Origin of the sequence: Lysinibacillus sp. RS11 (genome assembly GCF_042019215.1) — a bacterium.
Taxonomy (GTDB): Bacteria; Bacillota; Bacilli; order Bacillales_A; family Planococcaceae; genus Lysinibacillus; species Lysinibacillus xylanilyticus_A.
The window spans coordinates 2,137,844-2,161,629 of the sequence record NZ_CP168124.1; the positions used below are offsets into that span (position 1 = coordinate 2,137,844).

A 23,786-nucleotide genomic window follows, 5' to 3' on the forward strand; every position below is an offset into this window, starting at 1 on the left:
CGCCCCCGGACGGAACGGAAATCAACCACACGTTATGGTAATTAGCCAGTTTGAACAAAAAATGGTGATTATGCGTAAAATAAGTAGGGGGTGTTGAGTTTGAGGTATTTATTAATAGGTGTATTCTTATCATTATTCGGTGTTTTAATATCCATGATTTTTTGGGGAATGGAAAAAGTCTATTTAGTTACTGGGACGGTCGGTTGTATTTTCATTGGCATATCTATGATTCTTTCAGGTTCCATGGTAAGTGGGGATAGGATGAGGGCAAACTTCGCAACCGAGACAACTGATGAGAGGGACGAACGTAATAAAATTACTATGAATGCATTGCTAATTGCTTTACCAAATATTTTTGCAGCGATATTATTTTACTATTTAAGTAAATAGAGGATATTGAATAGACAAAATGCTAAAAAACTTTTTGGGCGTTTTTTGGAACTTCTAACGAAAATAATAAAAAGGTCACTCGGACAATAGTGACCTTTTTGTATTACCTGTAGTGTGTAAGGCTGGTGCATGTTCTTACTATTACTATGATGATGTGATATTTAGCAATAGCGACTTTGGAAATAATTAATTGTGACAATGATAAATAGCCTTAACTACTTCATTAAAAATTTAATACTTAATCATAAAAAAAATTACCTATTAATACAAGAATGTTGCGCCGACAATAATTAATAGAATGAACAGAACAACAATTAATACAAATGTTGAACCGCCGCCATAGCCTCCGCCACCGCAATTGTAGCTACCAACATTTCCACCTTGCCAGTATCCCATAGTGTATCCCTCCTTTCTACAATCTATAATATGTTTAAGTATAGGAAGGAGGGGTGGTAATCATCTAAGTATTATTTCCATTTGGCATTAAAATTTGAAAATTGTATTCAAGTTATAAATTTAAAAAAGGGTCACTTACAAAAAAATGACCAAGTTTAGGAGGTGCAAAGCTAAATTAGCTTTACACTACTATTATTATGATGAATTGCTTTTTTTCTATAGTGCATTGCCTGTCAAAAAATTTTATTGGGAAAATCAATTCCAATATGAGTAAACAACTTGAAGAAGAAATTGTTTCTAACGGTCTTACGGTTGCATGCGTGCACCCTAATTCACCTTGTTGAATAATAAAATTGAAACCATTACAAATTTCAACCGTATAAATTAGGGAAGGGTTCAAGGAGGTGTTGATGGTATGCCGTTTATTGGATGGGGCATTCTAACTTTTTCAATTGTTTTTTACATACCATTTTTTATTTGGGTTTCTGCTAGCTATTTAGGTGACGGAGATCGTACAAAAAGAAAAAATAACTATTGGGTATTCTTAGTATCAATTGGGTTATTAAATTCCATAAATTTTTTCTTCTTCAAGATTCAAGATACATATTATTTAGCAGTAATCATCGCAATCATTTTGTTCTATAGCCTATATATGTTTTTAATTGTCCGAAAAGATAAAAGAAAAGTATCATTTAGATGAGACTTTTAGGACAAGTTATCCCCATTAAATGGACATGTCTATTTAATGGGGATTTTTTTTATTAAGGCTCTGTTAAATTTAATTGTTGTTGGTTTTTAAATCAATAATTAGGGGAACCTAACCTGATCTGTTAAGTTTCACCGTTATTTCGAGGGGGCGTCTTAATAATGCGAATCTACAACGCTAAGAAAAATACGTGATTTTTTGCAAAAGGAAGAACAAGTCTATCGAGTGAAAATATAGGTATATCTGCGTTACACTATTGGTATAAATGTTGTATAAATAGTTTTCAAAAGAAATACCGAGAAACACTGATTTAACAGCGTTTTTCGGTATATAATGTGCGTCCAAACTTACATTTGAGACCGTTTATTAAATATTTTATAAATCCTTGTTGCACTAAAGAACCCGTTACTTTAAGTACATTTTTCACAATCTATGTATTGCTCAATAAACCCTCTATATTCATCGGATAATTCATTTGGCAAATTATTAATTGAGAAATATTGCATTTTTTCTGACTCGCTATAATCAATATTCATTTCTCCACTTATATCTTTGGTATAATAAACTGCTGTAACCGAATATAATTCATCACCATTTGGAACTTTTAAGTAATATTCAGAACCAGAGAAGACATTTAGTAATTTTAAGTTTTCAACTACTAATCCCGATTCTTCAAAAACCTCTCTTTTTGCTACCTCTTCAAAACTTTCTCCTAAATCCATTAAACCACCTGGTAAACCCCAATAACCATCATGCCTTTTTTGCAGTAGTACATCATTTTGTTCATTTAAAATGATGACAACCGAACCAGGTAAAATAATAGGTCTATGTCCTACATACTGTCGTAAATATTTATAGTATTCCATTTATTACCTCTCCTCTGTAACTGGTTTTCAATAAATTCTATAATTCAACTTACAGTTTGTTTTTTCCTTCCTATTGAGCTAAAATGCACCGTTAGCCATGTATGAAGTCAAAAATCAGCACGTCACCACAGAAAATGAAAGATGATTAAGTTCTTTAATGGGAGTAAAAAGTAGGGTTAAAATTTCCTTTTCAATAAATTTATTAAGTAATACATGAGTGAAATCAAAAATGATAGAAGTATAACAATTATTGAACCGAATGTATAGACCGCTGTTTCTGCATAATCACCGCCATCAAACACGTTAGTAAATAGAAAAAAGAAAATTACACTAACCATTAAAGTTAAGAAAAAAATACTAATATACTTTGACATATTATCCTCCTTTTCAAATCCAATAAAGCCCCCGTTCGTTGAATAAAAAACGCACCCAAAGCCTCTCTTTGGTAACATTTCCTTGAGATTTTATTTATATGTTATCGCCATTCAGAACAAGTGGATCGAACAGTCTTCTTTAAAATTATTTTTCGCAGCGTCTCAGAGCGTTATTTTCTAATAAAAACAGCTACAAGCACTGTTAAATCAGTGTTTGTAGCTGTTTGAAATGTTACCAAGCACTTTTATTTAGGAACCTTATTAGATTCATTTATGTATACATTATAAATCCTTGTTACACTAAAGCACCTCGTTAGTAAACTTAATATCATTTATCTTGATTTCTTGATTTTCGTTTTCCAAGTTGATATGCACCAAAAATGATTCCCCCGAAAATTGCCAACCAAAAAATCAATGGTAAAAGAGCAATAAATGTATTCATTTAACTTAATTCCTTTCCTGCTCGATTTTAATCTTCTACTTATATAAAATCTTTAGTTTAAAGTATAACATTTATTTCCAAATTGTTCTAGGTAACATTTCCTTAAGATTTTATTTATATGTTACCGCCATTCAGAACAAGTGGATCGAACAGCCTTCTTTAAAATTATTTTTCGCAGCGTCTCAGAGTGTTATTTTCTATAAAAATCAGCGACAAACACTGTTAAATCGGTGTTTGTCGCTGAAATGTTACCAAGCTTGATTTGGGAACGTTTTTTAGATTTAGTTTGTATATATATAACCCTTTAAATTTAGGCTATTCGCAATAAGAAGTGGGATAAAATTATATTTCACTAAACAATTTGATAAAAAATGTGCAGCAAAAAAGTTAATTAGAATTTTAATCAGCTTCTGTTTTTTAGCTTTTTTTCGTTTCATCATTTTTACTTCTAAGAAGCAATGATGCCATGAAAATAAAAATTACTACCCATAAGGAGTAGAAAAAGTTATTAAGCAAAGCCAAATTACCATCTCTAGAATAAACCCAAACCGTTGAAAATAAAAACAATGTTACAAAGAAAGCGATATATAAGTATTTTCCAAATGCAGTCAATTAAAGCACCTCTATATGTAAAATCAAAATCGCTCCAAAATTTGCAGTATCGCCAAGATAAAATCGGGATATTTGGATAACCATGAGAGAGACGTAAAAAAAGGGTCACTCGAACCAAAGTGACCCTAAACCACAAACTAGGAGGGCAAAGCTAAGTTAGCTTTACACTACTATTAATATGATTTGGTAGCTATGTTTGTATAGTGAGATGCCTGTGAATTAGATTAAAAAAATTTAAGTTGCAAGGGACTACTGTATGTTTATAGATTTTGTGTAAATTACATCTATATGCTCTCCTTATTATTTTAAGATGATTTAAGTAGGCAACATCGCTAGTGATACCCGAGATCTAAAAACTTGTATTGGTACTTTATCCATTCGAAAAAGAGGTATGTAAAATTTTTCTGCACTCTTCCTCATAAATAAAAATTTCTTTTCAAGTCGCTTCGAAGTACCGTACAAATTTGCAAGAAATTACTGCCATCATATAAACCAATTTCAATTACTATCCTAGACATTTTATATGTATAATAGAATAAATTACATATGAAGGAAATTTAGATTATTTCAGTAAATGTTTTGTTACGAAAGTGAAATGTCATCTATAGAAGTCTTCAAAAAAACCATTACCGCTTCGCTATCGCGCAAAAACCCCATGCTGCTGCCGCTTCGCTATCGCGCAAAAACCCCATGCTGCTGCCGTGGCATAGTTGAATAGACTAAGGAGATGTTGAAAATTGAAAGAGAATGTAAACATAGCAACTAATGTTTATAATAATGAAAATGATAGATATCCTGAATTCCAGCAAAATTTAAAAAGCTATTTTGATGAAGCAATTAGTAGTAAAAAATTATTTAAAACAAATGTTCAAGGTCTGTTTGATTTGTATGTAGATAATTTACCAGTAGAAGCTAGACAACATTATACTTGTAGCGCTTGTAGACATTTTATTGAGCGATTTGGTGGTCTTGTAACGATTGATGAAAATGGCATTATGGCATCTGCTATATGGGATGAGGATATGGCTCCTCCATTTTTTAAAGCTGCTGTTTTAGCAATGAAAGCAGAAGTTTTAAATTCAAAAGTTATTGGTGTATTTATTTCAAACTCCCCAGTATTAGGAAAGCCTCATACTGGAAAGTGGAATCATTTATCCGTTGTAGTTCCTGAAGAAATGGTGAACCACTCTAGAATACAAACTGCTGGACAAGTGATGGCTGAGAAGTTAGAAGAATTCAAGATGCTATCAAATGCATTGATTGAATATACGATCGAGACAGTGGAACAAGCAGTAGTTTTATTACAATCAGAAGCATTATACCGTTCAGATAGAGTATTAGGAATTGCAGAATGGTTTAAATCATTGCAGGACAAACGAAATAGCGTAGGAAACAATAATCAGAAAACAAATCTAGTTTGGTTAGCAGTTGCGACAGCTCCTGTTGGCTTCTGTCATGTAAGAAGCTCGATGATCGGTACATTATTAGATGACATAGCTTCAGGAATGTCCGTTGAATCGGTTGCTCGTCGTTTTGCAGAGAAGATGAATCCAGCGAATTACATGCGCTCACAAGCTGCTCCAACGCAAAATGCAATTGTTGAAGCAGAAAAAATTGTTGAAAAATTAGGAATTGCTAATTCTTTGCGAAGAAGATATGCCACTTTTGAAGAGATTCCGTCATTTCTGTGGAAAAATCAAACTGAACCTAAAGTTGTTGAACAAAAGAAGGGCATATTTTCAAACATTCTTCTTAGGGAAAAAGCCAAATCAAAAGTATCTCTCCCGAGCACTGTGATGACGTGGGAAAAATTCCAACGAACTATTCTACCAACGGCTGAAAATATGGAAGTATTAGTCGATAATCCTAGTCGTTTTATGGCAGTAGTAACTGCGTCTGATGAAGCGGCGCCAAATATTTTACAATGGAACAATACATTTAGTTGGTATTACCACGGAGGAATTGATGGCGAAATTAAAAGGAGAGTAGAAAGTGCTGGTGGAAGATATGAGAATAATGAAATTCGAGCTTCATTAATATGGGAAGGCTATACCGACTTAGATCTACATTGCCTAACACCAAAAGGGGACCACATCTACTATGGAGATAAAAGTGATAAATTCGGTGGATTTTTAGATATTGATATGAATGGTGGTCATCATAGAAATCCTTCCCCTGTAGAAAATATTAGGTGGAGTGAAAATGCACCGGTTGGTCATTATAGATTTTATGTTCATAATTATTGTGAAAGAGGAAATGGAAGTACGCCGTTCAAAGTCGAACTCGAAGTAAACGGGAAAACCTACTCATTTATCGGTGTTGCTGGTGGGACTGGTTATGTAACGGATGTATTTGAATTTGATTATGTCAAAGGGCGTCAGCCGAATATTAGTAGCCATTCATACGCTAGTGATGATTCATGGACTGTTCAAATAAATAATTTTGTGAAGGTCAATGGTATTACAACTTCGCCAAATTTATGGGGGGAAGAGCCGATCTCACATTCTGGAAGTCATATTTTCTTTCTATTGGATGGCGTAAAGGACACTTCGGAAGGAAAAGGTAGAGGATTCTTTAATGAAACGCTTAAAGCTGACTTAAGACAAATTAGAAAAACGCTAGAAGCCTATACTGCTAGTACACCAATTGAAGGTAACGAGCATGCAACAGCTTGTGGTGTGGGATATTCAAAAGATCATGAATGGAATTTAACAGTTAAAGTAACAACAAATAATGCTACTAGAGTCATTAAGATTGATAGATGGGATTAAAAGTGGGAAGAAAGTAATTAACTCTCTCAGTCAAAAATTGCGACTGGGAGAGTTATCTTATAGGATTTTCAGTGGCAAGTTTATCGTATAACCCTTTTTTATTGTTTTTTGCGATGAATTTGCTTCTGTAAAACCCAAATTCCTACAACTAATAGAATTGCTCCAAAAAGTTTATAAAGAATATTTCTTATTAAAAAGGTTTCGTTTGTGATGCTCATTAACAAACTTCCAAATAAAATAATTAAAACACCGAAAAAGCCTATTAAATACCTCATGAACCAACCTCCTAACTGAACCTAAAAGGAGCGCTATTGTGAATGGGTTGCTAGTCTATAGGGGAAGGAAATTTGCTATTTACAGCTTCTTGTATGATTAATTGTGAAATCTCATGGTCATTGATTACATAAGCTACTTCTTCGGGCTCAACCCAAATGCGTGTAATCGTTTCATGCTCTCGAAGAAAAGGGAGGCACTTTTGAATATCGATCCTATAAAACATTTGATATCCGATTAAAGGGTACTTACCAGCAGCATTAAATAAAGGATTCTCTTCGTGACTGACTTCTATTGCGCCAATATAGTTGATATGACCCTGTACATAACCTTCTTCAAATGCTTCTCTATGCATTGTATCTTCAGGTGTTTCTCTTTTTTCTATATGACCTCCAGGAAAGTTAAATCCTCTTCCGTCTACATGAACTAACAAAACATTCCCATTATAAAAACAAACGCCATGTACACTTGTTACGTTGCTGTAATCGTCAATTTTCTTATGTGGTAGCCACGTTAGTTTAACATGATGCCCGCTCCAGTTCGCATAAATTTGATTGTTCATATGCTTCTTCCCTTTTTTATCTTATTTTAAACCATTTCATTTCCATTTTAACAATTATAAGATTCTTTACCAAAAGTTGTGGATTACATTTATTGGGATATATGCCGTGTATATAAGTTGAGTGGAGGCTGGGCGACTCCTTGGGGTCAGATACACAGCGTCACAGATGAGACCATGGAGCGAGCAACGCGAGTGAAGATGCTCATCAGACGCCCCCCCAATCGGAACGGAAATCAACCACACGTTATGGTAATGAGCCAATTGTAAGATGTATGTATAAATAAATAGCAGCAAACGTTTTGAATGAGATATTTTGTATATATATTTCTATTTTGGCAAAACATCGCAAGAAAAATCAAAAATCATTCATTATTATTCGATATGATAATAAATGAAAGGGAGGTGTAATACCGTTGAAATATGAATGGATCATTCAAAAAACAATAGATTGGATAGAATCTCATTTACATGAGCAAATTTCCGCTAATGATATTGATGAGGTTACAGGATTTTCAAAATATCATTTTCACAGGATTTTTCAAACTTCTGTGGGAATGTCTGTCTCAGAATATATCCGAATGAGGAGACTTGCAAATGCGGCAAGTACACTTCTCAATACTGATGAAAGAATTATTGATATCGCATTCTATTATCAATTTGAGTCACAAGAAACCTTTACACGTGCTTTCAAAAAATTGTACAGTTTGCCACCAGGGCAATACAGAAAAGTAATGGGAACTATGAGGAAAAACAAGGAGGAATCAATAATGGAAGAAAAAATTAAAGGCTGGTTCATCAGTGGAAGTCATCCTTATAATTACGAAATAGGAGTAGATCAAAAAAATGTACATCAAGGAAAAGCATCGGGCTATTTAACATCTAAAAATGTTCAAGCTCCAGACGAATTTGCAACAATGATGCAACAATTCAAGGCTGATGAATTTAGAGGGAAGAGAGTTAAACTTTCTGGATTTATTAAAACGAATAATGTAAAACAATTCTCGGGACTTTGGATGCGCGTTGATAGTGCATCAGAGGATATCCTACAATTCGATAATATGAGTAACAGACCAATTATTGGTACAAATAGTTGGAATCAGTATTCTATCGTTCTTGATGTCCCAGAAAACAGTGCAATAGTATCGTTCGGTATTTTACTAACTGGAAAAGGGGAAGTTTGGCTGGATGGGCTTAATTTTGAGATAGTAGATAACGATACCCCTACAACCCATATTAGTTTTGAGAACTATCTTTTAGAAGGTCCGACAAACTTATCATTTGAAGAATAAAACATGTTAGGGATCATTTTGACCCTAAAATTAATCAAGTTGTCTTGCTATTGATTATTTAAAAAATCCAAAAAGAGGTCACATCTAACTAGGTGTGGCTTTTTCTTATGCATCTAATAGAGAGTGAATAGAATGAGGGCATTCGAATACCGCAGTCATGTTTGTGATCAACTTTACGGAACTGAAGAGGTGGTAATATGCAAATAACAGATGGTGCATGGACTTTTGATACAGAAGTGATTGATAGGGTCGCAAATAAACTAGTAAGAGACGAGCAGGAGCGAGAAATGTTAAATGCATTTGCTCGCTATGCTTATCGTCGCTTCAAACAGATTAGAAATAGTGTAAATCCCCGAAAGTGTAAATATATGTGGATTGATCAAGTGCGTGAACATTTAAAATCACCAGCAAAAATACAAAAAGTTAGCAAGTTATTAAAAATGACAGATGAAGAAGTGCATTACGTTGTAGATTTTGTTAAAAATTATTTGAAGTATGTAAAATAACAAAAAGCTCCCGGTTAAAGTTGAACCGGGAGTACCATTTACTATTCTCTTAGATTGTCAATTGCCAAAGCATAAACCTCCCTGTTAAACGCCTTGGCTCTGGCGGATTGTTTCGCGAGCTAGTATATGAGTTTCTTCCTTAAATAATTGTAAAAAATTCATCGCGTGCTTTGCTAAATAGCGATCTTTTGGCCAAACAATGTTCGCTTTAGAATGGATATTACAATTAGCAAATTTAATGATGTTAATACCTTTAATTAAAAATTTATCGAGACTCGTTTTCGGTAAAATAGTGATCCCCAAACCTTCACTTATTAACGAAATAACCATCGCAATATCAATACACTCACAAATAATATTAGGCTCAAACCCGTGACTTTTAAATTCATCGATAATAATGCGAAACGTACTACAACTACGATGACGATAAAAAGAAAGAAACGGTAAATCTTTTAAGTCTTCCATTTGAATAGGGTTCGGTAAATGCCATTGTGCAGGTGTGGCAAGTACAAACTCCTTTAATGCTAACCCGATCGAAGAGAAATTTTCATCTTCAATCGGTTGTTGCAGTATAGCTAAATCGATTTCTTTATTTAAAAGACTATTTGTTAAGAAAAATGTATCTCCTTCAATAATTTTGAAGTTTAAATTAGGGTATCTTTCACGCATCCGTTTAATTTTTTCAGGTAAGTAAGATAAACAAGTTTGATCTGCACCAATCGATAATACCCCCCTTAGCCCTTCTCCAACTTCTTTTATTTCCGAAATCGTATCTTCGAAATTAGCTAATAATGTTTTGCCTTTTTCATATAAAATCTTTCCAGGTTCAGTAAGTTCTAATGTTCTACCATTTCGATCGAATAGTTTGCAGTTTAATTCTTCCTCCATCACTTTCAATTGATTGCTAAGTGGCGGTTGTGCCATATGAAGCTTTTTTGCAGCTTTTGTAATTTGTTTTTCTTCAACGATTGTAATGAAATAATTTAATTGTCTTAAATCCATCTTTTTCACCCCTATACTTAAAATCCACTAGTTTATTCAATTCGTATACTTATTCTGTATAGTAACATTTTTTAGAGTGTTTTCGTTAAATTTGTAAGATATTTCTGATTTTTTAGATAAGTATTGTGAAGAAACCTAGAAATAGCAAGGGTTTCACAGGAAATTAAATTACATAATTTTGATGAAAAATATATAACAATTAGAATACGGGTATACCAAAAATGTATATATAACGATTTAAAATATATATTTTTGGTATTTATCATTTTTTAACATACATGCTATTCTTTTGATTAACTAAAAACACGAATATCTACTTTAGGTATCGTTTAGTCTGCAATAATCTATTTTTATCTTATTTGTTTTATTATTTCTGCAAATTTTTTGTTACACTGTTTGGCTATACATACCGTCATTTTAACTTCTTTCGGCAGAATATTCGCTAAAGAAGTTAATGCCTCCGGCGGATGTCACGGAATCGAAAAGGGGTTCTTTGTGCTTGCACAAAGTCGATTCAGGACACAATTATGCCGAGGCATAATTGATAAGGAGATGCGGTTTTATAGGTATAAAAATAATGAAGGGGTGTAGTGTTTTATGAAAAAGACTTTATTGTCTCTTTTCCTATTAATGGGTGTATTAGTGTTGGCGGCCTGTAGTTCATCATCTGATTCGGGAAAAGGTGATGCATCATCCGCTAGTTCAGGTACAGATACTTCAGGTGATTCAATTAAAATGGCAGGAATTTTCTCAGCATCTGGTGGGGCGGCCGCTCTAGGGGAACCGGAGATGCAAACGCTTAAAATGCTAGTCGATCAAAAAAATGCGGATGGTGGCATTAACGGTCGAAAAATCGATTTAGTCACATATGATGATAAATCTGACCAAAATGAAGCTATTCTTGCCATGAAAAAAGCGTTAACACAAGACAAAGTATCAATCGTTATCGGAGGCACGACAAGTGGGAACTCTTTAGCGATGTTACCTCTGGCAGAGCAAAATCAAGTGCCTTACATTTCAGTTGCTGCCAGTAAACAAATTTACATGACGGAAGATGGACAAGCACGAAAATGGGTATTCAAAATGCCACAAGACGATCAACAAGCAGTGGAGCGGATTTTACAATATTTAAAAGAGAATGATTTAACGAAAGTTGCCTGGTTGAACGTTGCGAATTCTTATGGAACTGGTGCTCATGAAGAATTTGGTAAACACGCAGCAGATTACGGTGTGGAACCAGTTATTGAAGATGAATTCGAGGCGACAGTGAAAGATGCAAAACCTCTGTTAACTCGTGTGAAAAAAGAAAGTCCAGATGCCATTATTGTTTGGGGAACAGTGCAAGAGTCTGCGGTAGTGATTAAAAATATTCGTGAATTAGGGCTAGATATACCAGTTCTTGCAAGTCATGGCGTTGCAACGGACCAATTTATCGAAGTAGCCGGTGCTGCAGCTAACGATGTGGTCTTGCCGACGGGGAAATTATTAGTAGCGGATAAATTGGAGGATTCAAATCCACAAAAAGAATTATTAAAAGCGTATAACGAAGCGTTTACAGCTAAATACAATAAACCAGCAAGTACATTCGGTGCATATGCAGCAGATGCTTTCGCGATTGCGACAAAAGCAATCGAAGCAAAAGGCAGTGATAGCGCTGCACTCCGTGATTACATTGAGCAAGAGCTAGGTGAATATGTAGGTCTGACAGGCGTATTTAACATTAATGCAGATAATCATATGGGATTAAGCCCAGATAGTTTTGCGATGGTACGAATTGTTGATGGTAAATGGACTTTAGAAGACTAAAAAAATAATACAAATCCAATGAACAGTGGTGTCTTTCCATCACTGTTCATTCATTATCAGCTTAGTAATCTCGAAAAGAAATGGAGTGAACGACAGTATGGAAATATTCTCTCAAATGTTGCAATTATTATTTTCAGGTTTAACAATAGGAGCCATTTACGCATTAATTGCGGTTGGATTCGTCATTATCTATAACGTGACCGGCATACTTAACTTTGCACAAGGTGAATTTGCGATGTTTGGTGCTTTAATTAGTATTTCACTTGTAAAGGCAAATCTACCCTTATGGTTAGCCATTATTTTAAGTATCGTCATTGTGGCGGCGATTGGTGCTGTATTTGAGCGAACGGCCATTCATACAGCTCGTAAATCATCCATGACAACACTCATTATCATTACAATTGGCGTATCGATTGCCTTCCGAGGTATTGCGATTTTAATTTGGGGAACACAAGCCCAAACATTACCGCCGTTTACGGATAATACACCTATTGAATTTTTAGAAGCCGTCTTACTTCCACAAAATCTATGGGCGATTGGCCTGTCAATCGTTATTTTAATCGTGATGATGTACTTCTTTAACTATACGTTTACAGGAAAATCATTAACCGCTTGCGTTGTAAATCCGTTTGCTGCGCGTTTAATGGGTATTAATCCAAATAAAATGTCATTGCTTGCTGTTGTGGTAAGTGCTGGGTTAGGGGCACTAGCAGGTACAGTGATCGCACCTATTTCCGGTGCATCCTACGATATGGGGATGATGCTTGGCATAAAAGCGTTTGTAGCAGCAGTTGTTGGTGGTTTAACAAATGCCCCAGCGGCAATTGCGGGTGCCTTTCTAATTGGCATTATTGAGGCGTTTACAGAGGGATTATGGTCTTCAGGATTAAAAGATGTAGTGAGTTTCTCTTTATTGTTATTAATTTTATTTATAAAACCAGAAGGTCTATTTGCTAAAGCTTCTGGAAAACGTGTGTAAGGAGGCTGCAACGATGGATAAAAAACACTTAAAGCTGATCTACAATAACAGCTTAGTTGGACCAGGCATTTTTTTCGCGCTACTATTTTGTCTTCCGTTAGTTGGATCTAATTATACACTCGCTATTTTTACGATGATTGGGTTTTATGCATTAGTATGTATAGGTTTAACGATGCTAACAGGCTACGCTGGACAAATTTCACTAGGGCATGCGGCTTTTTATGGCATTGGTGCCTACACATCTGCTTATATGACAGCAACAGTAGGTTTATCTCCTTGGTTAGCGATCGTAGTAGGTGCACTTATTTCTGCACTTGTTGCTTTATTAATCGGTATTCCTACATTTAAGTTAAAAGGCTATTATTTAGCGTTAGCAACACTAGGGTTTGGGATTATTGTTTACACGGCCTTTAAAGAATTAACATCGATTACAGGTGGCTCGAATGGCTTCTTCGGTATACCGAGTATCAGTTTATTCGGCTTTGAATTTATGACAGATCAAAGTTACTTCTATCTTATTTGGCTATTTGTATTTATGGCTCTCATTTTCTCACGCAATATTATTCACTCAAGAGTTGGACGTGGCTTACGTTCGATTGAGGGGAGTGAAATTGCAGCGGATGCCGTTGGTGTGAATTTAATGAAATATAAACTACAAATCTTTGTAATAAGCGCTATTTTCACATCCATTTCTGGTTCGCTCCTAGCACACTATGTCTCATTTATTAATCCGGATTTATTTACAGCTAATACGTCAATTTATTTATTAATCATGGTTATTATCGGTGGATCAACTAATATTTGGGGTGCCATTGTCGGTTCGGCTACTTATGTTTTACTTGGTGAACTATTAAAACATTATGTACCAGTCATCTTACCTAACGTAGGAGGGGAGTTCGAAATCGTCTTCTTCGGTTTATTGCTCGTGTTAACTTTAATTTATATGCCGAATGGATTAGTCCCTCAATTTATGAAAATTACCGGAAAGCTTCACAAGAAAGAACGCTCTACACCGATCGCGTTCTCCATCGACACACGTGCTACTGGAGGTAAAACAAATGACTAACAATGAGCTGATCTTACGTGTAGAAAACTTAACGAAAGTGTTCGGAGGGGTAGTTGCTGTAGACAATGTATCCTTCACTATTAATAGAGGTGAAATATTCGCTGTTATTGGTCCTAACGGTGCAGGTAAAACAACACTTTTCAATATGATTACAGGTGTATTGCCAAGTTCATCAGGGAATGTCTATTTCCAAGGCAAACGGTTAACGCGAAAAAAGCCTTATCAAATTGCACAAGCAGGTATCACAAGAACATTTCAGAACTTAGAAGTATTCGATAATATGACAGTCATTGAGAATGTAATGACCGGTGCGCATATTGCGATGAAAACAAATATTTTAACGGCTGGACTACGCTTACCGACTGTCGTTAAAGAAGAAGTTCGGACAATGGAAAGAGCGTTGCAATGTTTAAAGGATGTAGGAATTGCTGAGTTTGCCTATGAAATGTCCGATAAATTACCTTATGGCAGTCAGCGACTCCTTGAAATTGCACGTGCAGCTATTTCCAAACCGCAACTCATTTTATTAGATGAGCCAATGGCAGGTCTGAACGCTGAGGAATCAAGGCAATTAGTCGAAGTCATTTTAAAAATGCGCGCAGAGGGCATGACTTTTTTATTCGTCGAACATGATATGGAAACGGTTATGTCGATTTCAGATCGTTTAGTTGTTGTAGATAACGGGGTCAAGATTGGAGAAGGTACACCAGAAGAGATTTACAAAAATCCGAAGGTTGTGGCAGCGTATTTAGGCGATGATGAAGCGGAAGAAGGTGTGGCATATGCTTAAAATCGAAAATTTACATACCTATCATGGCCATTTACATGTACTAGAAGGTATTGATTTCGAACTATTAGAAGGCGAGTTACTATCAATTGTCGGGTCAAATGGTGCCGGGAAAAGTACACTCCTTGGTACATTAGCGGGTGTCTATTCACCGAGTGAAGGAAAAATTGAATTCAAAGGATTAGAAATTACGAAAGATGGTGTACAAAAGACAGTTGCTAACGGGATTTGTTTAGTGCCAGAGCGAAGACAAATTTTTTCTTCATTAACTGTCAAGGACAATCTGATGCTCGGTGCTTATCATCGCTATAGTAAAGACAAGAAAACGGTGCATCGAGACTATGAGGAAATTGTGGAATTATTTCCACGCTTGAAGCAAATGCTTAATCGCCCAGGTGGATTACTTTCAGGAGGAGAACAGCAAATGGTGGCCATAGGTCGAGGTTTAATGGCCAATCCGAAAGTTTTGATGCTGGATGAACCGTCATTAGGACTCGCTCCGCTAATTGTCAAAGACATTATGAATATATTACGGAGATTATGCGATGAACGTGGTGTCACGATCATTTTGGTCGAGCAGAACGTGAAAGCTGCATTGAAGGTGGCTGACCGTGCCTGCGTTTTAGCTCATGGTAAGATGGCCATTTCAGGTACAGCACAAGAGTTGTTGAATGACCCGAAAATCCAAGAAGCATACTTCGGTAAACCGCAGACAAAATCGAAAGATGGAATACAGGTATAAATTAGCTTCGTCAAAGATTCCTCCTAGTTACATGAAGGGCTTCTAGTAACTAGTGAGGGATTTTCGCGTGTTAAAAAAGATATGAGAAACCTAATTAAAGCTTAAAAGGCTCTCACATCTTTTATTATTGGATGAAATTTTCATTTTTACGATAAACCATTGCTTCCATTGTTGCACATAATTCATCGTTGCTCCAAACATTAATACGATACCAGGCTAAACGACGAGTTTTTTTAACTTCTTCAGCGATCGCTGTTAGTTGGTGTTCTGCCAAGCCTGCGCTCATGTAATGTATGGTATTCGTAACACCGACAGCTGTTGTACCGTAAGAATTACTAGCTGCTGCGAAAGCGTAGTCTGCTAAAGAAAAAATGATCCCTCCATGTACAGTACCATAAGTGTTTAGCATGTGGAGTGTTGGAGAAAGTGTGACTTTTGCATACCCTGCTTTTAATTCTACTAACTCCATCCCTAAATAATTTGCGAATGGTTCCTGTTTTAACGCTTCAAAAATTTCGTCATAGTGTTTTTCGTGTTGTTGAGCTTCTGTTAACGTCATCGTAAACTCCCCTTTGCATGTAGTTTGCCATTCGTCTGTTTGTGATTTATATCCATATCATTAATACAAAATAAAAACGAATGATATTAAAGTGAAATATAAAAATAATTTAACATCTATTATTTGGAAAGTAAATGGATTAACGTATTTTTGTAAAATTATTTTAAATTTTCGATTATTTTTTGTAATTACGTTTGATTATCCTTGATTAATGGCGGATTTAAAAGGTTTCTAATGTATTTCTCTTTGTATTTCAACATGAATTTCAACTAAGATAAATCATCTAAAATCGAATTAATTAATTACACAAAATAGAGAAAATAAAATATATTGACAATTCGGACAAATAAGTTTATCGTAAAATTAATTACGGAATACAAACTCTCGTAATTTATTTGTTACACAAAGATAAATATAGTTGTACCGAATTGGAATAGCATAAGGGGGGCTAGGAAAATGTATCATCTAGAAATAGAAACAGCTTCAAGGGGAGAAATGGCAAGGATTCAACTAGAGCGTTTAAAAGCAACGGTTGAAAATGTCTATAACAACACACCTTTCTACAAGGAACAGTTTGATCAGCTCGGGGTAAAGCCGGCTGATATTCAAAGGTTAGAAGATATTCGCAAATTGCCATTTACGAAAAAAATAAATTTACGTGAGCAATATCCATTTAAGCTTTTCGCAGTACCGATGGATGATGTAGTGCGCATTCATGGTTCTTCGGGAACTAGTGGAAAACCAACAATTGTCGGGTATACAAAAAATGATATCGATATGTGGTCGGGACTTTTAGCTCGCGCTATTGTTACCGCAGGGGGACGCAAATCAGATATTTTTCATAATGCATATGGATACGGTCTATTTACTGGTGGGATAGGTTTACACTACGGAGCTGAAACATTAGGAGCGGCCGTTGTACCAGTCTCAGGAGGAAATACAGAACGTCAAATTACATTAATTGAAGATTTTAAACCGCGAGGCATCGCAGGTACACCTTCTTATATTCTGAACATCGCTGAAAAGATGGAGGAAATGGGCATTGATCCAGCGATGAACGGGATTGAATATGGAATTTTTGGTGCAGAGCCTTGGTCAGAGGAAATGCGTCGTGCGATAGAAGATAAATTAAAAATTCGTGCAATGGATATTTACGGTTTAAGTGAAGTGATGGGTCCTGGTGTTTCGGTTGAATGCTATGAAGCACAAGATGGTTTACATATTGCAGAAGACCATTTCTTCGTAGAAATTATCGATCCAGATACATTAGAACCTGTAGCTGACGGTGAAGATGGTGAATTGGTTATTACTAGTTTAACAAAGGAAGCGCTACCAATTATTCGTTATCGTACAGGTGATATTACATCGATTACACGTGAAAAATGTAAATGTGGACGGACAACTATGCGGATGGCGCGTGTGAAAGGACGAACGGATGACATGTTAATTATTCGTGGCGTCAATGTCTTCCCGTCTGAAATCGAGCGTGAGTTGTTACAAATTGAAGGTTTGGCACCGCATTATCAAATCCATTTGTTGAAAAAGGGCAATATGGATGCGATCGAACTCCATGTGGAGTTAACGCCAAAACTATATGAAAAAGTAAAAGGTGATCTAAATCATCCGCTAATTCAATTACTGACAAAGGAAATCAAGCACGATTTAAAAAATGCCTGCTTAATTTCTGTAAGTCTGGTCATTGAAAATATTGGTGCTATTCCACGCTCTGAAGGAAAAGCAATTCGTATCATTGATAGAAGAAAAGAACAGAAGGGGGTTCTTCAATGATAGATACTGAGCAAATAAATGATGTGACCATTATAGGTGGGGGTCCTGTTGGTATGTTTGCTGCCTTCTATGGTGGTATGCGAGGCATGAGCGTCAAAATAATCGAAAGTCTTCCTCAGTTGGGCGGCCAATTAGCGGCGCTTTATCCAGAAAAATATATTTATGATATTGCGGGTTTTCCGAAAATTCGCGCGCAAGATCTTATTTATAATTTAAAACAGCAAATGAATACTTTCCCAGTTGATGTTTGTACGAATGAATCTGTACAAACAATCGAAAAAGATGTAAACGGTATTTTCAAACTTGTCACGACTACGGGTACTCATTATTCACGAACAATACTAATCACTGCCGGAAACGGTGCGTTTAAAGTTCGTACGCTAGAGTTTGATGGGGAAGACAAGTATGCACAACATAATTTACACTACTTCATTAATGACCTCAATGCGTTTAAAGATCGTAACGTGATGGTTTTTGGTGGCGGTGATTCAGCGGTTGATTGGGCAATGATGCTAGAACCAATTGCTAAAAAGGTCTCTATAGTCCACAGACGTGATAAATTTCGTGCACATGAACATAGTGTAGAAAACTTAATGCAATCTTCAGTTGAAGTGATTACACCTTATGTACCTAAAGAATTAATAGGGGAAGAGCACATTACACATGTGAAATTAAAGCATGCAAAAGACGAAACACAACAGCCCATCTATGGAGTCGATGATATTATCGTGAACTTTGGTTTTGTTTCCTCTTTAGGTGCTATTAAAGACTGGGGCTTAGAAATTAGTAAAAACTCCATCGTCGTAAATTCTCGAATGGAAACTAACATTCCAGGTATTTATGCGGCAGGTGATATTTGCACATATGATGGGAAAGTAAAATTAATTGTCAGTGGTTTCGGAGAGGCACCTACGGCAATTAGTAATGCGAAAGTATATATTGACCCAACATCGAAAGTGCAGCCGTTGCATAGTACGAGTGTAATGGAAGAAAAAAAGAAACAGCTTTCCTAATGCTGTAGTTTGTGAAAGGAGTGAGTACATGGCGAAATTCACTAGAGTAGATCAAGATACATGTATTGCTTGTGGTGCATGTGGCGCATCGGCACCGGATATTTTTGATTATAATGACGAAGGAATTGCATTTGTTATTTTAGACAATAACCAAGGTTGCCAAGAAGTTCCGATTGATTTATATGATGATTTAGAGGATGCAATGGAAGGCTGTCCAACAGAATCCATTAAAGTAGCAAATAATAATAAGGTCTTGTTGGAAGTGTGATTTTTTTTGCACTACAACATAACATAATAGTAACGATTATCGGAAATTGGTTATATAAGGAGGCTTTTACTATGAGTGTCGTTACACAATTATCTGAACAAGAATTACAGCAGCAATTTGAGGCGCGTATTGCTGCTGGAGAGAAGATTGAAGTAGATGATTGGATGCCAGAAGAATACCGCTTAGCGCTAATCAAATTAATTTCAATGCATGGTATTAGTGAAATTATGGGCGCTCTACCTGAAAAAGAATGGGTTCCGAAAGCACCGACTTTATATCGTAAGTTAGGAATTATGGCAAAGGTTCAAGATGAGATGGGGCATGGTCAATTATTATTACGCGTAGCAGAAGATTTACTTAAGCCATATGGTAAAAATCGCGGCGATTTAATGATTGATTTATTCGAAGGACGCCTCAAATTCCACAACGTATTCCATATGGAAGCAAAATCATGGGGGGATGCGGGGTTAATCGGCTGGCTTGTTGACGGCGCTGCCATTATTTCGCAAACAAACATGTTAGGTTCTTCATACGGACCTTATGCGCGTGCCTTGCAACGTATTTGTGCGGAAGAAGTATTCCATGCACAACACGGTGAAGCCATTATTATGGCATTAGCAGAAGGCACACCGGAACAACGTGCACTTGTACAAGATGCGTTAAATCGTTGGTGGGAATCATTGTTATTTTTCTTTGGCCCAGCAACAAAAGATACAACAGGTACTAGTAAACAAGATCTAACGATTAAATATAAAATTCGTGTCTTAACGAATGAGGAGTTAAGACAAAATTTCTTAACAAAATATATTCCTCGTATTCAATCGATCGGTTTAACTGTGCCAGACTCAACTTTGCACTTTGATGAAGCACAAATTAAATGGATTTACCAAGAGCCAAACTGGGAATATTTCAAAAAAATCCAGCGCAACGAAGGTCCATGCTCACAAGAACGCTTAGCACTTCGTCGTTCATCTTACGAAAATAATGCTTGGGTACGGGAAGCATTAACGGCTCTAGTAAATTAACTAGTAGAGAGAGGAGGAGCATCATGAAAAAGCAATCTTTCTATCAAGAATTTGAAGTATTTAGTAAACGAACACCAACATCAAATTTTCAACATCAGTTTAGTCTCTTAGCGCCGAATGGAGAAATGGCGCTAATTATGGCACAGGAAAACTTTATGCGTCGGGAGCCAGTAGTGGACATTTGGGTCGTTAATCGCAAACATTTACACGGTCTAACTCAAGACAGTAAACAAGCGCTGCAACGCCTAGACAATAAAGATTACCGTACAACAAAGGGGTATGGCTATTTAAAGAAAAAATGGCGTCACTATGAACAAGTCATGTTGGATGAAAAAGAAATCCTATCTTGGGCAGGAGGGGGTAAGGAAAATGAATAACGAAGTAACGACTGAATATAAAAAAGCAGTCATTACGTTACTTTATCAATTAGCGGACGATGATTATTTATTTTCATATCGTGGCTCCGAGTGGCTTGGGTTAGCGCCGCATATTGAGGAAGACGTAGCGTTTTCATCCATTACACAAGATACGATGGGGCATGCGAAATTATTTTACACACTTTTAGAAGAACTTGGTGAAGGTATTTCAGACTCGTTAGCACAGCTTCGACCTAAAGAGGAGCGTTGTAATAGTTTACTTGTAGAACGACCGAATGGAGAAGGTTACTACAAGGAAGCACCGAATTACGACTGGGGTTACGCCATCGCACGCAATTTTGTTTATACAACGGCGAAAAAAGCGAAAATGGATGCGCTAAAAGCGAGTAGTTATGCCCCTATCCGAGAAGTGGCTGTGAAAATTAGTACGGAGCTTTATTATCATCAGATGCATTGGACAACATGGTTTACTCAATTATGTACAGCAACAGAGGAATCACGTTCCCGCATGATGATAGCATTACAGGAAGTGATAAAGGATGCTGGTGATTTATTGGCTTTTGGCAAGTCCGCTACGCATCTAGCAGCATGTGAATTAATCGAGTCAGAAGCGGCCATAAAAGAACGTTGGTTGGCTATTGTAACACCAACTTTTGAAGCGGTAGAAATCACAATACCTGGACTACCTGCACCGAAGATCGATGGTCGCAACGGGCAGCATACAGACGATTTAACATCGGCAATCGAAACGATGTCAGAGGTGTATCGTTCTGATTTAGCGGCAAGCTGGTAAGGAGGGGAACGATGCCAACTACTGATCTGCACGAAGCGCACATCTATGAGGTGCTCGATACAGTGAAGGACCCAGAAATTGATACGGTGAGTATTATTGACCTTGGCATGGTTGAACGTGTGCAAGTGAATGATGGCCATATCCGTATTGAAGTGCTACCAACATTTTCAGGATGTCCTGCACTGACAATCATTCAACAAAATATAAAAAAAGCAATCGAACAACTAGAAGACGTTCGTGAAGTAAGTGTCGTGTTTATAAATAATCCTACCTGGACTTCGGATCGAGTAACAGCGAAGGGACGAGAAGGACTAAAGCAATTTGGTATTGCTCCACCACCTCGTTTTTTACAAGAAGATGGCTCTTGGCATGTAGATTGCCCGTACTGTGGCTCTACGTATGTAACACTTGAAAATATTTTTGGTCCAACAGCGTGTCGCAGTATTTTATATTGCAAAAGCTGTAAAAACCCATTTGAGGCAATGAAATTAATTTCTACTTCGATGTAGACAAAGGAGCGTATTTTACTATGGCAAAATTAATCGCGTTATATAAACATCCAGTTGATAAGGCAGCATTTGATGAGCATTACGAAAAGGTTCATACTCCGATTACTGCGAAAATCCCAGGCTTACGTGAAATGAAAGTGACAAAATTTAATTCAACGCCGATGGGCACAGAAACGCCATACTACTTAATGTGTGAAATGACCTATGATAGCGCAGAAGATTTAAAGCTTGGGCTACGTTCACCAGAAGGGAAAGCATCTGGTAAAGATTTAATGAGCTTTGCGAGCGATATCGTCACACTAATAATCGGTGAAGATGCCTAATGCCAGCATTCACATTTATTGAAATAACAATGGACAGTGGGATCGGGTATATCTACTTAAACCGCCCTCGCCAATACAATTCATTAAATCGTGCAATGGTACGTGAAATTGTGCAGGCAATGGAAATGTTTGATCGTGATGAGCACGTACAGGTCATCGTTTTAGCTGGAAATGGAAAAGCGTTCTCATCCGGTGCAGATATTGATGAGATGGCGGCAGACAATACGATTCGTTTGGAGCTATTAAATCAATTCGCCGATTGGGATCGAATAGGGCAAATTAAAAAGCCTATTATCGGTAGTGTTAAAGGGTTTGTTTTCGGAGGTGGCTTTGAATTAGCCCTGTGCTGCGATGTATTAATTGCCGCAGAGGGTACAGAATTTAGTTTCCCTGAAATAAACCTTGGTGTAATGCCTGGCGCAGGTGGTACACAGCGCTTAACAAAATTAGTAGGGCGAACAAAAGCATTAGAGTGGATTTGGAGCGCGGCGCGGATTACTGCCGAAGAAGCCCTCGCATATGGCGTCATCAACAAAATAGTACAGCCTGAAATATTAATAGAGGAAACACATAAAACAGCGATGATGCTCGCGCAAAAACCTGCCCTTGCTTTACGACTCATAAAGGAAGCAGTCAACAAAGCTGTAGACTACTCGCTCTACGAAGGTATGCAGTTTGAACGTAAAAATTTCTATGTATTGTTCTCTTCAGAAGATCAAAAAGAAGGCATGCAAGCATTCGTTGAAAAACGTCAAGCGAACTTTAAGGGGAGATAATTATGTTTGAAACGATTCAATACGAACTAAAAGAATCCGTAGCTTATATTTCATTAAATCGTCCCGACACATTAAATGCTTTCACGGCACAGATGAATCACGAAATTCGTACAGCTGTCAAACAAGCATCTACAGATGATTCGGTACGTTGTATTGTACTACGTGGTGAAGGGCGAGCATTTTGTTCAGGTCAAGATCTTTCGGTTATTGATGAAGGTACTAAACTTGGTGATATTTTAACAGATTACTATGGTCCAATGGTACAACAACTACATAGCTGTGAAAAACCGATAATCGCAGCTGTGAGTGGTGCAGCGGCGGGGGCTGGTTTTAGTTTAGCCCTTGCTGCCGACTTTCGCGTGATGGCAGAAAAGTCCTTCTTTATGAATGCTTTCATCCATGTAGGGTTAATTCCTGATTCAGGGAATTTATACTATTTAAAACGATTAGTAGGCGACGCGAAAGCTCTTGAAATATCTATATTCGGTCAACGCATTAAACCAGATGAAGCCAAACAATTAGGCTTAGCAACAGCTGTTTATAGCAACGAAACATTTGAAGAGGATGTGCATACATTCGCTCAACAGATTGTCCAGTTACCGACAAAAGCAATAGGTCTTATTAAACGTAATATTAAGGCAGCAGAACATTTAAAGTTCGAAGACTTCCTTGCTTACGAAGCACAAAGTCAAAGTATTGCTGGAGCGACGGACGATCACCAAGAAGGTATGAAAGCATTTGCAGAAAAAAGACAACCTCAATTTAGCGGACAATAAAAAAGGAGTG

The 23,786-nt window shown here is 36.7% G+C and carries 27 protein-coding genes; 20 read left to right on the plus strand and 7 right to left on the minus strand.

Annotated elements, in window-relative coordinates; translation table 11 throughout:
* Positions 1–90: 90 nt before the first annotated feature.
* Entirely contained in the window at positions 91–390 is a 300-nt protein-coding gene (locus AB9L17_RS10785; RefSeq protein ID WP_223555284.1) for a DUF5316 domain-containing protein, read from the plus strand.
* Positions 391–651: 261 nt separating this feature from the next.
* Here the strand turns inward: AB9L17_RS10785 and AB9L17_RS10790 are convergent, their stop codons facing one another.
* Positions 652–786 (minus strand): YjcZ family sporulation protein, encoded by a 135-nt coding sequence (locus AB9L17_RS10790; RefSeq protein ID WP_068985462.1) that lies wholly within the window; start codon positions 784–786, stop codon positions 652–654.
* Between the two features lie 415 nt (positions 787–1,201).
* On the opposite strand from AB9L17_RS10790, the gene AB9L17_RS10795 reads away from it, so the two are divergent.
* Entirely contained in the window at positions 1,202–1,486 is a 285-nt protein-coding gene (locus tag AB9L17_RS10795; protein ID WP_068985461.1) for a hypothetical protein, read from the plus strand.
* Positions 1,487–1,902: 416 nt separating this feature from the next.
* Here AB9L17_RS10795 and AB9L17_RS10800 read toward each other — a convergent pair whose 3' ends face one another.
* Both AB9L17_RS10800 and AB9L17_RS10805 read right to left on the minus strand, forming a co-directional pair.
* Positions 1,903–2,358 carry an NUDIX hydrolase gene (locus AB9L17_RS10800; protein ID WP_068985460.1) on the minus strand — a complete coding sequence of 152 codons (456 nt, stop codon included), beginning with the start codon at positions 2,356–2,358 and terminating at the stop codon, positions 1,903–1,905.
* 176 nt (positions 2,359–2,534) lie between these two features.
* The gene (locus tag AB9L17_RS10805; protein WP_375200588.1) at positions 2,535–2,732 is read right to left on the minus strand and encodes a hypothetical protein; all 198 of its coding nucleotides are present in this window, start codon (positions 2,730–2,732) and stop codon (positions 2,535–2,537) included.
* 1,791 nt (positions 2,733–4,523) lie between these two features.
* On the opposite strand from AB9L17_RS10805, the gene AB9L17_RS10810 reads away from it, so the two are divergent.
* A complete protein-coding gene (locus tag AB9L17_RS10810) occupies positions 4,524–6,557 on the plus strand; it encodes a YfaP family protein (RefSeq protein ID WP_375200589.1) in 2,034 nt (677 codons plus the stop codon).
* Between the two features lie 98 nt (positions 6,558–6,655).
* Here AB9L17_RS10810 and AB9L17_RS10815 read toward each other — a convergent pair whose 3' ends face one another.
* Both AB9L17_RS10815 and AB9L17_RS10820 read right to left on the minus strand, forming a co-directional pair.
* On the minus strand, positions 6,656–6,832 hold the full coding sequence (locus tag AB9L17_RS10815; RefSeq protein WP_175401769.1) for a hypothetical protein: 177 nt from the start codon (positions 6,830–6,832) through the stop codon (positions 6,656–6,658).
* A gap of 50 nt (positions 6,833–6,882) precedes the next feature.
* The gene (locus AB9L17_RS10820) at positions 6,883–7,392 is read right to left on the minus strand and encodes an NUDIX hydrolase (protein ID WP_375200590.1); all 510 of its coding nucleotides are present in this window, start codon (positions 7,390–7,392) and stop codon (positions 6,883–6,885) included.
* A gap of 413 nt (positions 7,393–7,805) precedes the next feature.
* Here AB9L17_RS10820 and AB9L17_RS10825 point away from each other — a divergent pair, with 413 nt between their 5' ends.
* Complete coding sequence (locus AB9L17_RS10825) at positions 7,806–8,681, plus strand: helix-turn-helix domain-containing protein (protein ID WP_375200591.1); 876 nt, start codon at positions 7,806–7,808, stop codon at positions 8,679–8,681.
* 197 nt (positions 8,682–8,878) lie between these two features.
* The gene (locus AB9L17_RS10830; protein ID WP_068985455.1) at positions 8,879–9,187 is read left to right on the plus strand and encodes a hypothetical protein; all 309 of its coding nucleotides are present in this window, start codon (positions 8,879–8,881) and stop codon (positions 9,185–9,187) included.
* Between the two features lie 84 nt (positions 9,188–9,271).
* Here the strand turns inward: AB9L17_RS10830 and AB9L17_RS10835 are convergent, their stop codons facing one another.
* Positions 9,272–10,189, minus strand: coding sequence for a LysR family transcriptional regulator (locus AB9L17_RS10835; protein ID WP_223555291.1), 918 nt, complete (start codon positions 10,187–10,189; stop codon positions 9,272–9,274).
* Between the two features lie 597 nt (positions 10,190–10,786).
* Here AB9L17_RS10835 and AB9L17_RS10840 point away from each other — a divergent pair.
* From AB9L17_RS10840 to AB9L17_RS10860, 5 genes are all read left to right on the plus strand, one after another.
* Positions 10,787–11,995: an ABC transporter substrate-binding protein gene (locus AB9L17_RS10840; protein WP_223555293.1), complete on the plus strand. Its 1,209-nt coding sequence runs from the start codon at positions 10,787–10,789 to the stop codon at positions 11,993–11,995.
* A 97-nt stretch (positions 11,996–12,092) separates the two neighbouring features.
* Positions 12,093–12,974 (plus strand): branched-chain amino acid ABC transporter permease, encoded by an 882-nt coding sequence (locus tag AB9L17_RS10845; protein ID WP_068985452.1) that lies wholly within the window; start codon positions 12,093–12,095, stop codon positions 12,972–12,974.
* Positions 12,975–12,987: 13 nt separating this feature from the next.
* Positions 12,988–14,040: a branched-chain amino acid ABC transporter permease gene (locus AB9L17_RS10850; RefSeq protein WP_068985451.1), complete on the plus strand. Its 1,053-nt coding sequence runs from the start codon at positions 12,988–12,990 to the stop codon at positions 14,038–14,040.
* Positions 14,033–14,830, plus strand: a complete 798-nt coding sequence (locus tag AB9L17_RS10855) for an ABC transporter ATP-binding protein (RefSeq protein WP_223555297.1) — start codon at positions 14,033–14,035, stop codon at positions 14,828–14,830. Before AB9L17_RS10850 ends, AB9L17_RS10855 begins: the two co-directional genes overlap by 8 nt.
* A complete protein-coding gene (locus tag AB9L17_RS10860; protein ID WP_223555299.1) occupies positions 14,823–15,569 on the plus strand; it encodes an ABC transporter ATP-binding protein in 747 nt (248 codons plus the stop codon). The genes AB9L17_RS10855 and AB9L17_RS10860 overlap by 8 nt, the downstream gene beginning before the upstream one ends.
* A gap of 124 nt (positions 15,570–15,693) precedes the next feature.
* Here the strand turns inward: AB9L17_RS10860 and AB9L17_RS10865 are convergent, their stop codons facing one another.
* Entirely contained in the window at positions 15,694–16,128 is a 435-nt protein-coding gene (locus tag AB9L17_RS10865; protein ID WP_375200592.1) for a PaaI family thioesterase, read from the minus strand.
* 456 nt (positions 16,129–16,584) lie between these two features.
* Here AB9L17_RS10865 and AB9L17_RS10870 point away from each other — a divergent pair, with 456 nt between their 5' ends.
* The 10 genes from AB9L17_RS10870 (at position 16,585) to AB9L17_RS10915 (ending at position 23,776) form a co-directional block, all read left to right on the plus strand.
* On the plus strand, positions 16,585–17,916 hold the full coding sequence (locus AB9L17_RS10870; protein WP_375200593.1) for a phenylacetate--CoA ligase family protein: 1,332 nt from the start codon (positions 16,585–16,587) through the stop codon (positions 17,914–17,916).
* Positions 17,913–18,929, plus strand: a complete 1,017-nt coding sequence (locus tag AB9L17_RS10875; protein ID WP_068985446.1) for an NAD(P)/FAD-dependent oxidoreductase — start codon at positions 17,913–17,915, stop codon at positions 18,927–18,929. The genes AB9L17_RS10870 and AB9L17_RS10875 overlap by 4 nt, the downstream gene beginning before the upstream one ends.
* Before the next feature lie 28 nt (positions 18,930–18,957).
* Complete coding sequence (locus tag AB9L17_RS10880; protein WP_068985445.1) at positions 18,958–19,197, plus strand: ferredoxin; 240 nt, start codon at positions 18,958–18,960, stop codon at positions 19,195–19,197.
* Between the two features lie 71 nt (positions 19,198–19,268).
* Positions 19,269–20,222, plus strand: a complete 954-nt coding sequence (gene paaA, locus AB9L17_RS10885) for a 1,2-phenylacetyl-CoA epoxidase subunit PaaA (RefSeq protein WP_223555303.1) — start codon at positions 19,269–19,271, stop codon at positions 20,220–20,222.
* A 23-nt stretch (positions 20,223–20,245) separates the two neighbouring features.
* Positions 20,246–20,599, plus strand: coding sequence for a 1,2-phenylacetyl-CoA epoxidase subunit PaaB (gene paaB / locus AB9L17_RS10890; protein WP_068985443.1), 354 nt, complete (start codon positions 20,246–20,248; stop codon positions 20,597–20,599).
* Positions 20,592–21,392 carry a 1,2-phenylacetyl-CoA epoxidase subunit PaaC gene (paaC, locus tag AB9L17_RS10895; RefSeq protein ID WP_375200594.1) on the plus strand — a complete coding sequence of 267 codons (801 nt, stop codon included), beginning with the start codon at positions 20,592–20,594 and terminating at the stop codon, positions 21,390–21,392. Before paaB ends, paaC begins: the two co-directional genes overlap by 8 nt.
* A gap of 11 nt (positions 21,393–21,403) precedes the next feature.
* Positions 21,404–21,901, plus strand: a complete 498-nt coding sequence (paaD, locus tag AB9L17_RS10900) for a 1,2-phenylacetyl-CoA epoxidase subunit PaaD (RefSeq protein WP_068985441.1) — start codon at positions 21,404–21,406, stop codon at positions 21,899–21,901.
* Positions 21,902–21,921: 20 nt separating this feature from the next.
* Positions 21,922–22,224: an EthD family reductase gene (locus AB9L17_RS10905; protein ID WP_068985440.1), complete on the plus strand. Its 303-nt coding sequence runs from the start codon at positions 21,922–21,924 to the stop codon at positions 22,222–22,224.
* On the plus strand, positions 22,224–23,000 hold the full coding sequence (locus tag AB9L17_RS10910) for an enoyl-CoA hydratase/isomerase family protein (protein WP_068985439.1): 777 nt from the start codon (positions 22,224–22,226) through the stop codon (positions 22,998–23,000). Before AB9L17_RS10905 ends, AB9L17_RS10910 begins: the two co-directional genes overlap by 1 nt.
* A 2-nt stretch (positions 23,001–23,002) precedes the next feature.
* Positions 23,003–23,776 (plus strand): enoyl-CoA hydratase/isomerase family protein, encoded by a 774-nt coding sequence (locus tag AB9L17_RS10915; RefSeq protein WP_223555306.1) that lies wholly within the window; start codon positions 23,003–23,005, stop codon positions 23,774–23,776.
* Positions 23,777–23,786 lie beyond the last annotated feature (10 nt).

Bases quoted from the DNA above. Each gene is read 5' to 3' on its own strand.
- AB9L17_RS10795 (WP_068985461.1), top strand. From the start codon at position 1,202: ATGCCGTTTATTGGATGGGGCATTCTAACTTTTTCAATTGTTTTTTAC.
- AB9L17_RS10875 (WP_068985446.1), top strand. From the start codon at position 17,913: ATGATAGATACTGAGCAAATAAATGATGTGACCATTATAGGTGGGGGT.
- AB9L17_RS10860 (WP_223555299.1), top strand. From the start codon at position 14,823: ATGCTTAAAATCGAAAATTTACATACCTATCATGGCCATTTACATGTA.
- AB9L17_RS10830 (WP_068985455.1), top strand. From the start codon at position 8,879: ATGCAAATAACAGATGGTGCATGGACTTTTGATACAGAAGTGATTGAT.
- AB9L17_RS10790 (WP_068985462.1), bottom strand. From the start codon at position 786: ATGGGATACTGGCAAGGTGGAAATGTTGGTAGCTACAATTGCGGTGGC.
- AB9L17_RS10915 (WP_223555306.1), top strand. From the start codon at position 23,003: ATGTTTGAAACGATTCAATACGAACTAAAAGAATCCGTAGCTTATATT.
- AB9L17_RS10805 (WP_375200588.1), bottom strand. From the start codon at position 2,732: ATGTCAAAGTATATTAGTATTTTTTTCTTAACTTTAATGGTTAGTGTA.
- paaC (WP_375200594.1), top strand. From the start codon at position 20,592: ATGAATAACGAAGTAACGACTGAATATAAAAAAGCAGTCATTACGTTA.
- AB9L17_RS10835 (WP_223555291.1), bottom strand. From the start codon at position 10,189: ATGGATTTAAGACAATTAAATTATTTCATTACAATCGTTGAAGAAAAA.
- AB9L17_RS10850 (WP_068985451.1), top strand. From the start codon at position 12,988: ATGGATAAAAAACACTTAAAGCTGATCTACAATAACAGCTTAGTTGGA.
- AB9L17_RS10865 (WP_375200592.1), bottom strand. From the start codon at position 16,128: ATGACGTTAACAGAAGCTCAACAACACGAAAAACACTATGACGAAATT.
- AB9L17_RS10855 (WP_223555297.1), top strand. From the start codon at position 14,033: ATGACTAACAATGAGCTGATCTTACGTGTAGAAAACTTAACGAAAGTG.
- AB9L17_RS10905 (WP_068985440.1), top strand. From the start codon at position 21,922: ATGGCAAAATTAATCGCGTTATATAAACATCCAGTTGATAAGGCAGCA.
- AB9L17_RS10800 (WP_068985460.1), bottom strand. From the start codon at position 2,358: ATGGAATACTATAAATATTTACGACAGTATGTAGGACATAGACCTATT.
- paaD (WP_068985441.1), top strand. From the start codon at position 21,404: ATGCCAACTACTGATCTGCACGAAGCGCACATCTATGAGGTGCTCGAT.
- AB9L17_RS10910 (WP_068985439.1), top strand. From the start codon at position 22,224: ATGCCAGCATTCACATTTATTGAAATAACAATGGACAGTGGGATCGGG.
- AB9L17_RS10845 (WP_068985452.1), top strand. From the start codon at position 12,093: ATGGAAATATTCTCTCAAATGTTGCAATTATTATTTTCAGGTTTAACA.
- AB9L17_RS10870 (WP_375200593.1), top strand. From the start codon at position 16,585: ATGTATCATCTAGAAATAGAAACAGCTTCAAGGGGAGAAATGGCAAGG.
- AB9L17_RS10820 (WP_375200590.1), bottom strand. From the start codon at position 7,392: ATGAACAATCAAATTTATGCGAACTGGAGCGGGCATCATGTTAAACTA.
- AB9L17_RS10840 (WP_223555293.1), top strand. From the start codon at position 10,787: ATGAAAAAGACTTTATTGTCTCTTTTCCTATTAATGGGTGTATTAGTG.
- paaA (WP_223555303.1), top strand. From the start codon at position 19,269: ATGAGTGTCGTTACACAATTATCTGAACAAGAATTACAGCAGCAATTT.
- AB9L17_RS10815 (WP_175401769.1), bottom strand. From the start codon at position 6,832: ATGAGGTATTTAATAGGCTTTTTCGGTGTTTTAATTATTTTATTTGGA.
- paaB (WP_068985443.1), top strand. From the start codon at position 20,246: ATGAAAAAGCAATCTTTCTATCAAGAATTTGAAGTATTTAGTAAACGA.
- AB9L17_RS10880 (WP_068985445.1), top strand. From the start codon at position 18,958: ATGGCGAAATTCACTAGAGTAGATCAAGATACATGTATTGCTTGTGGT.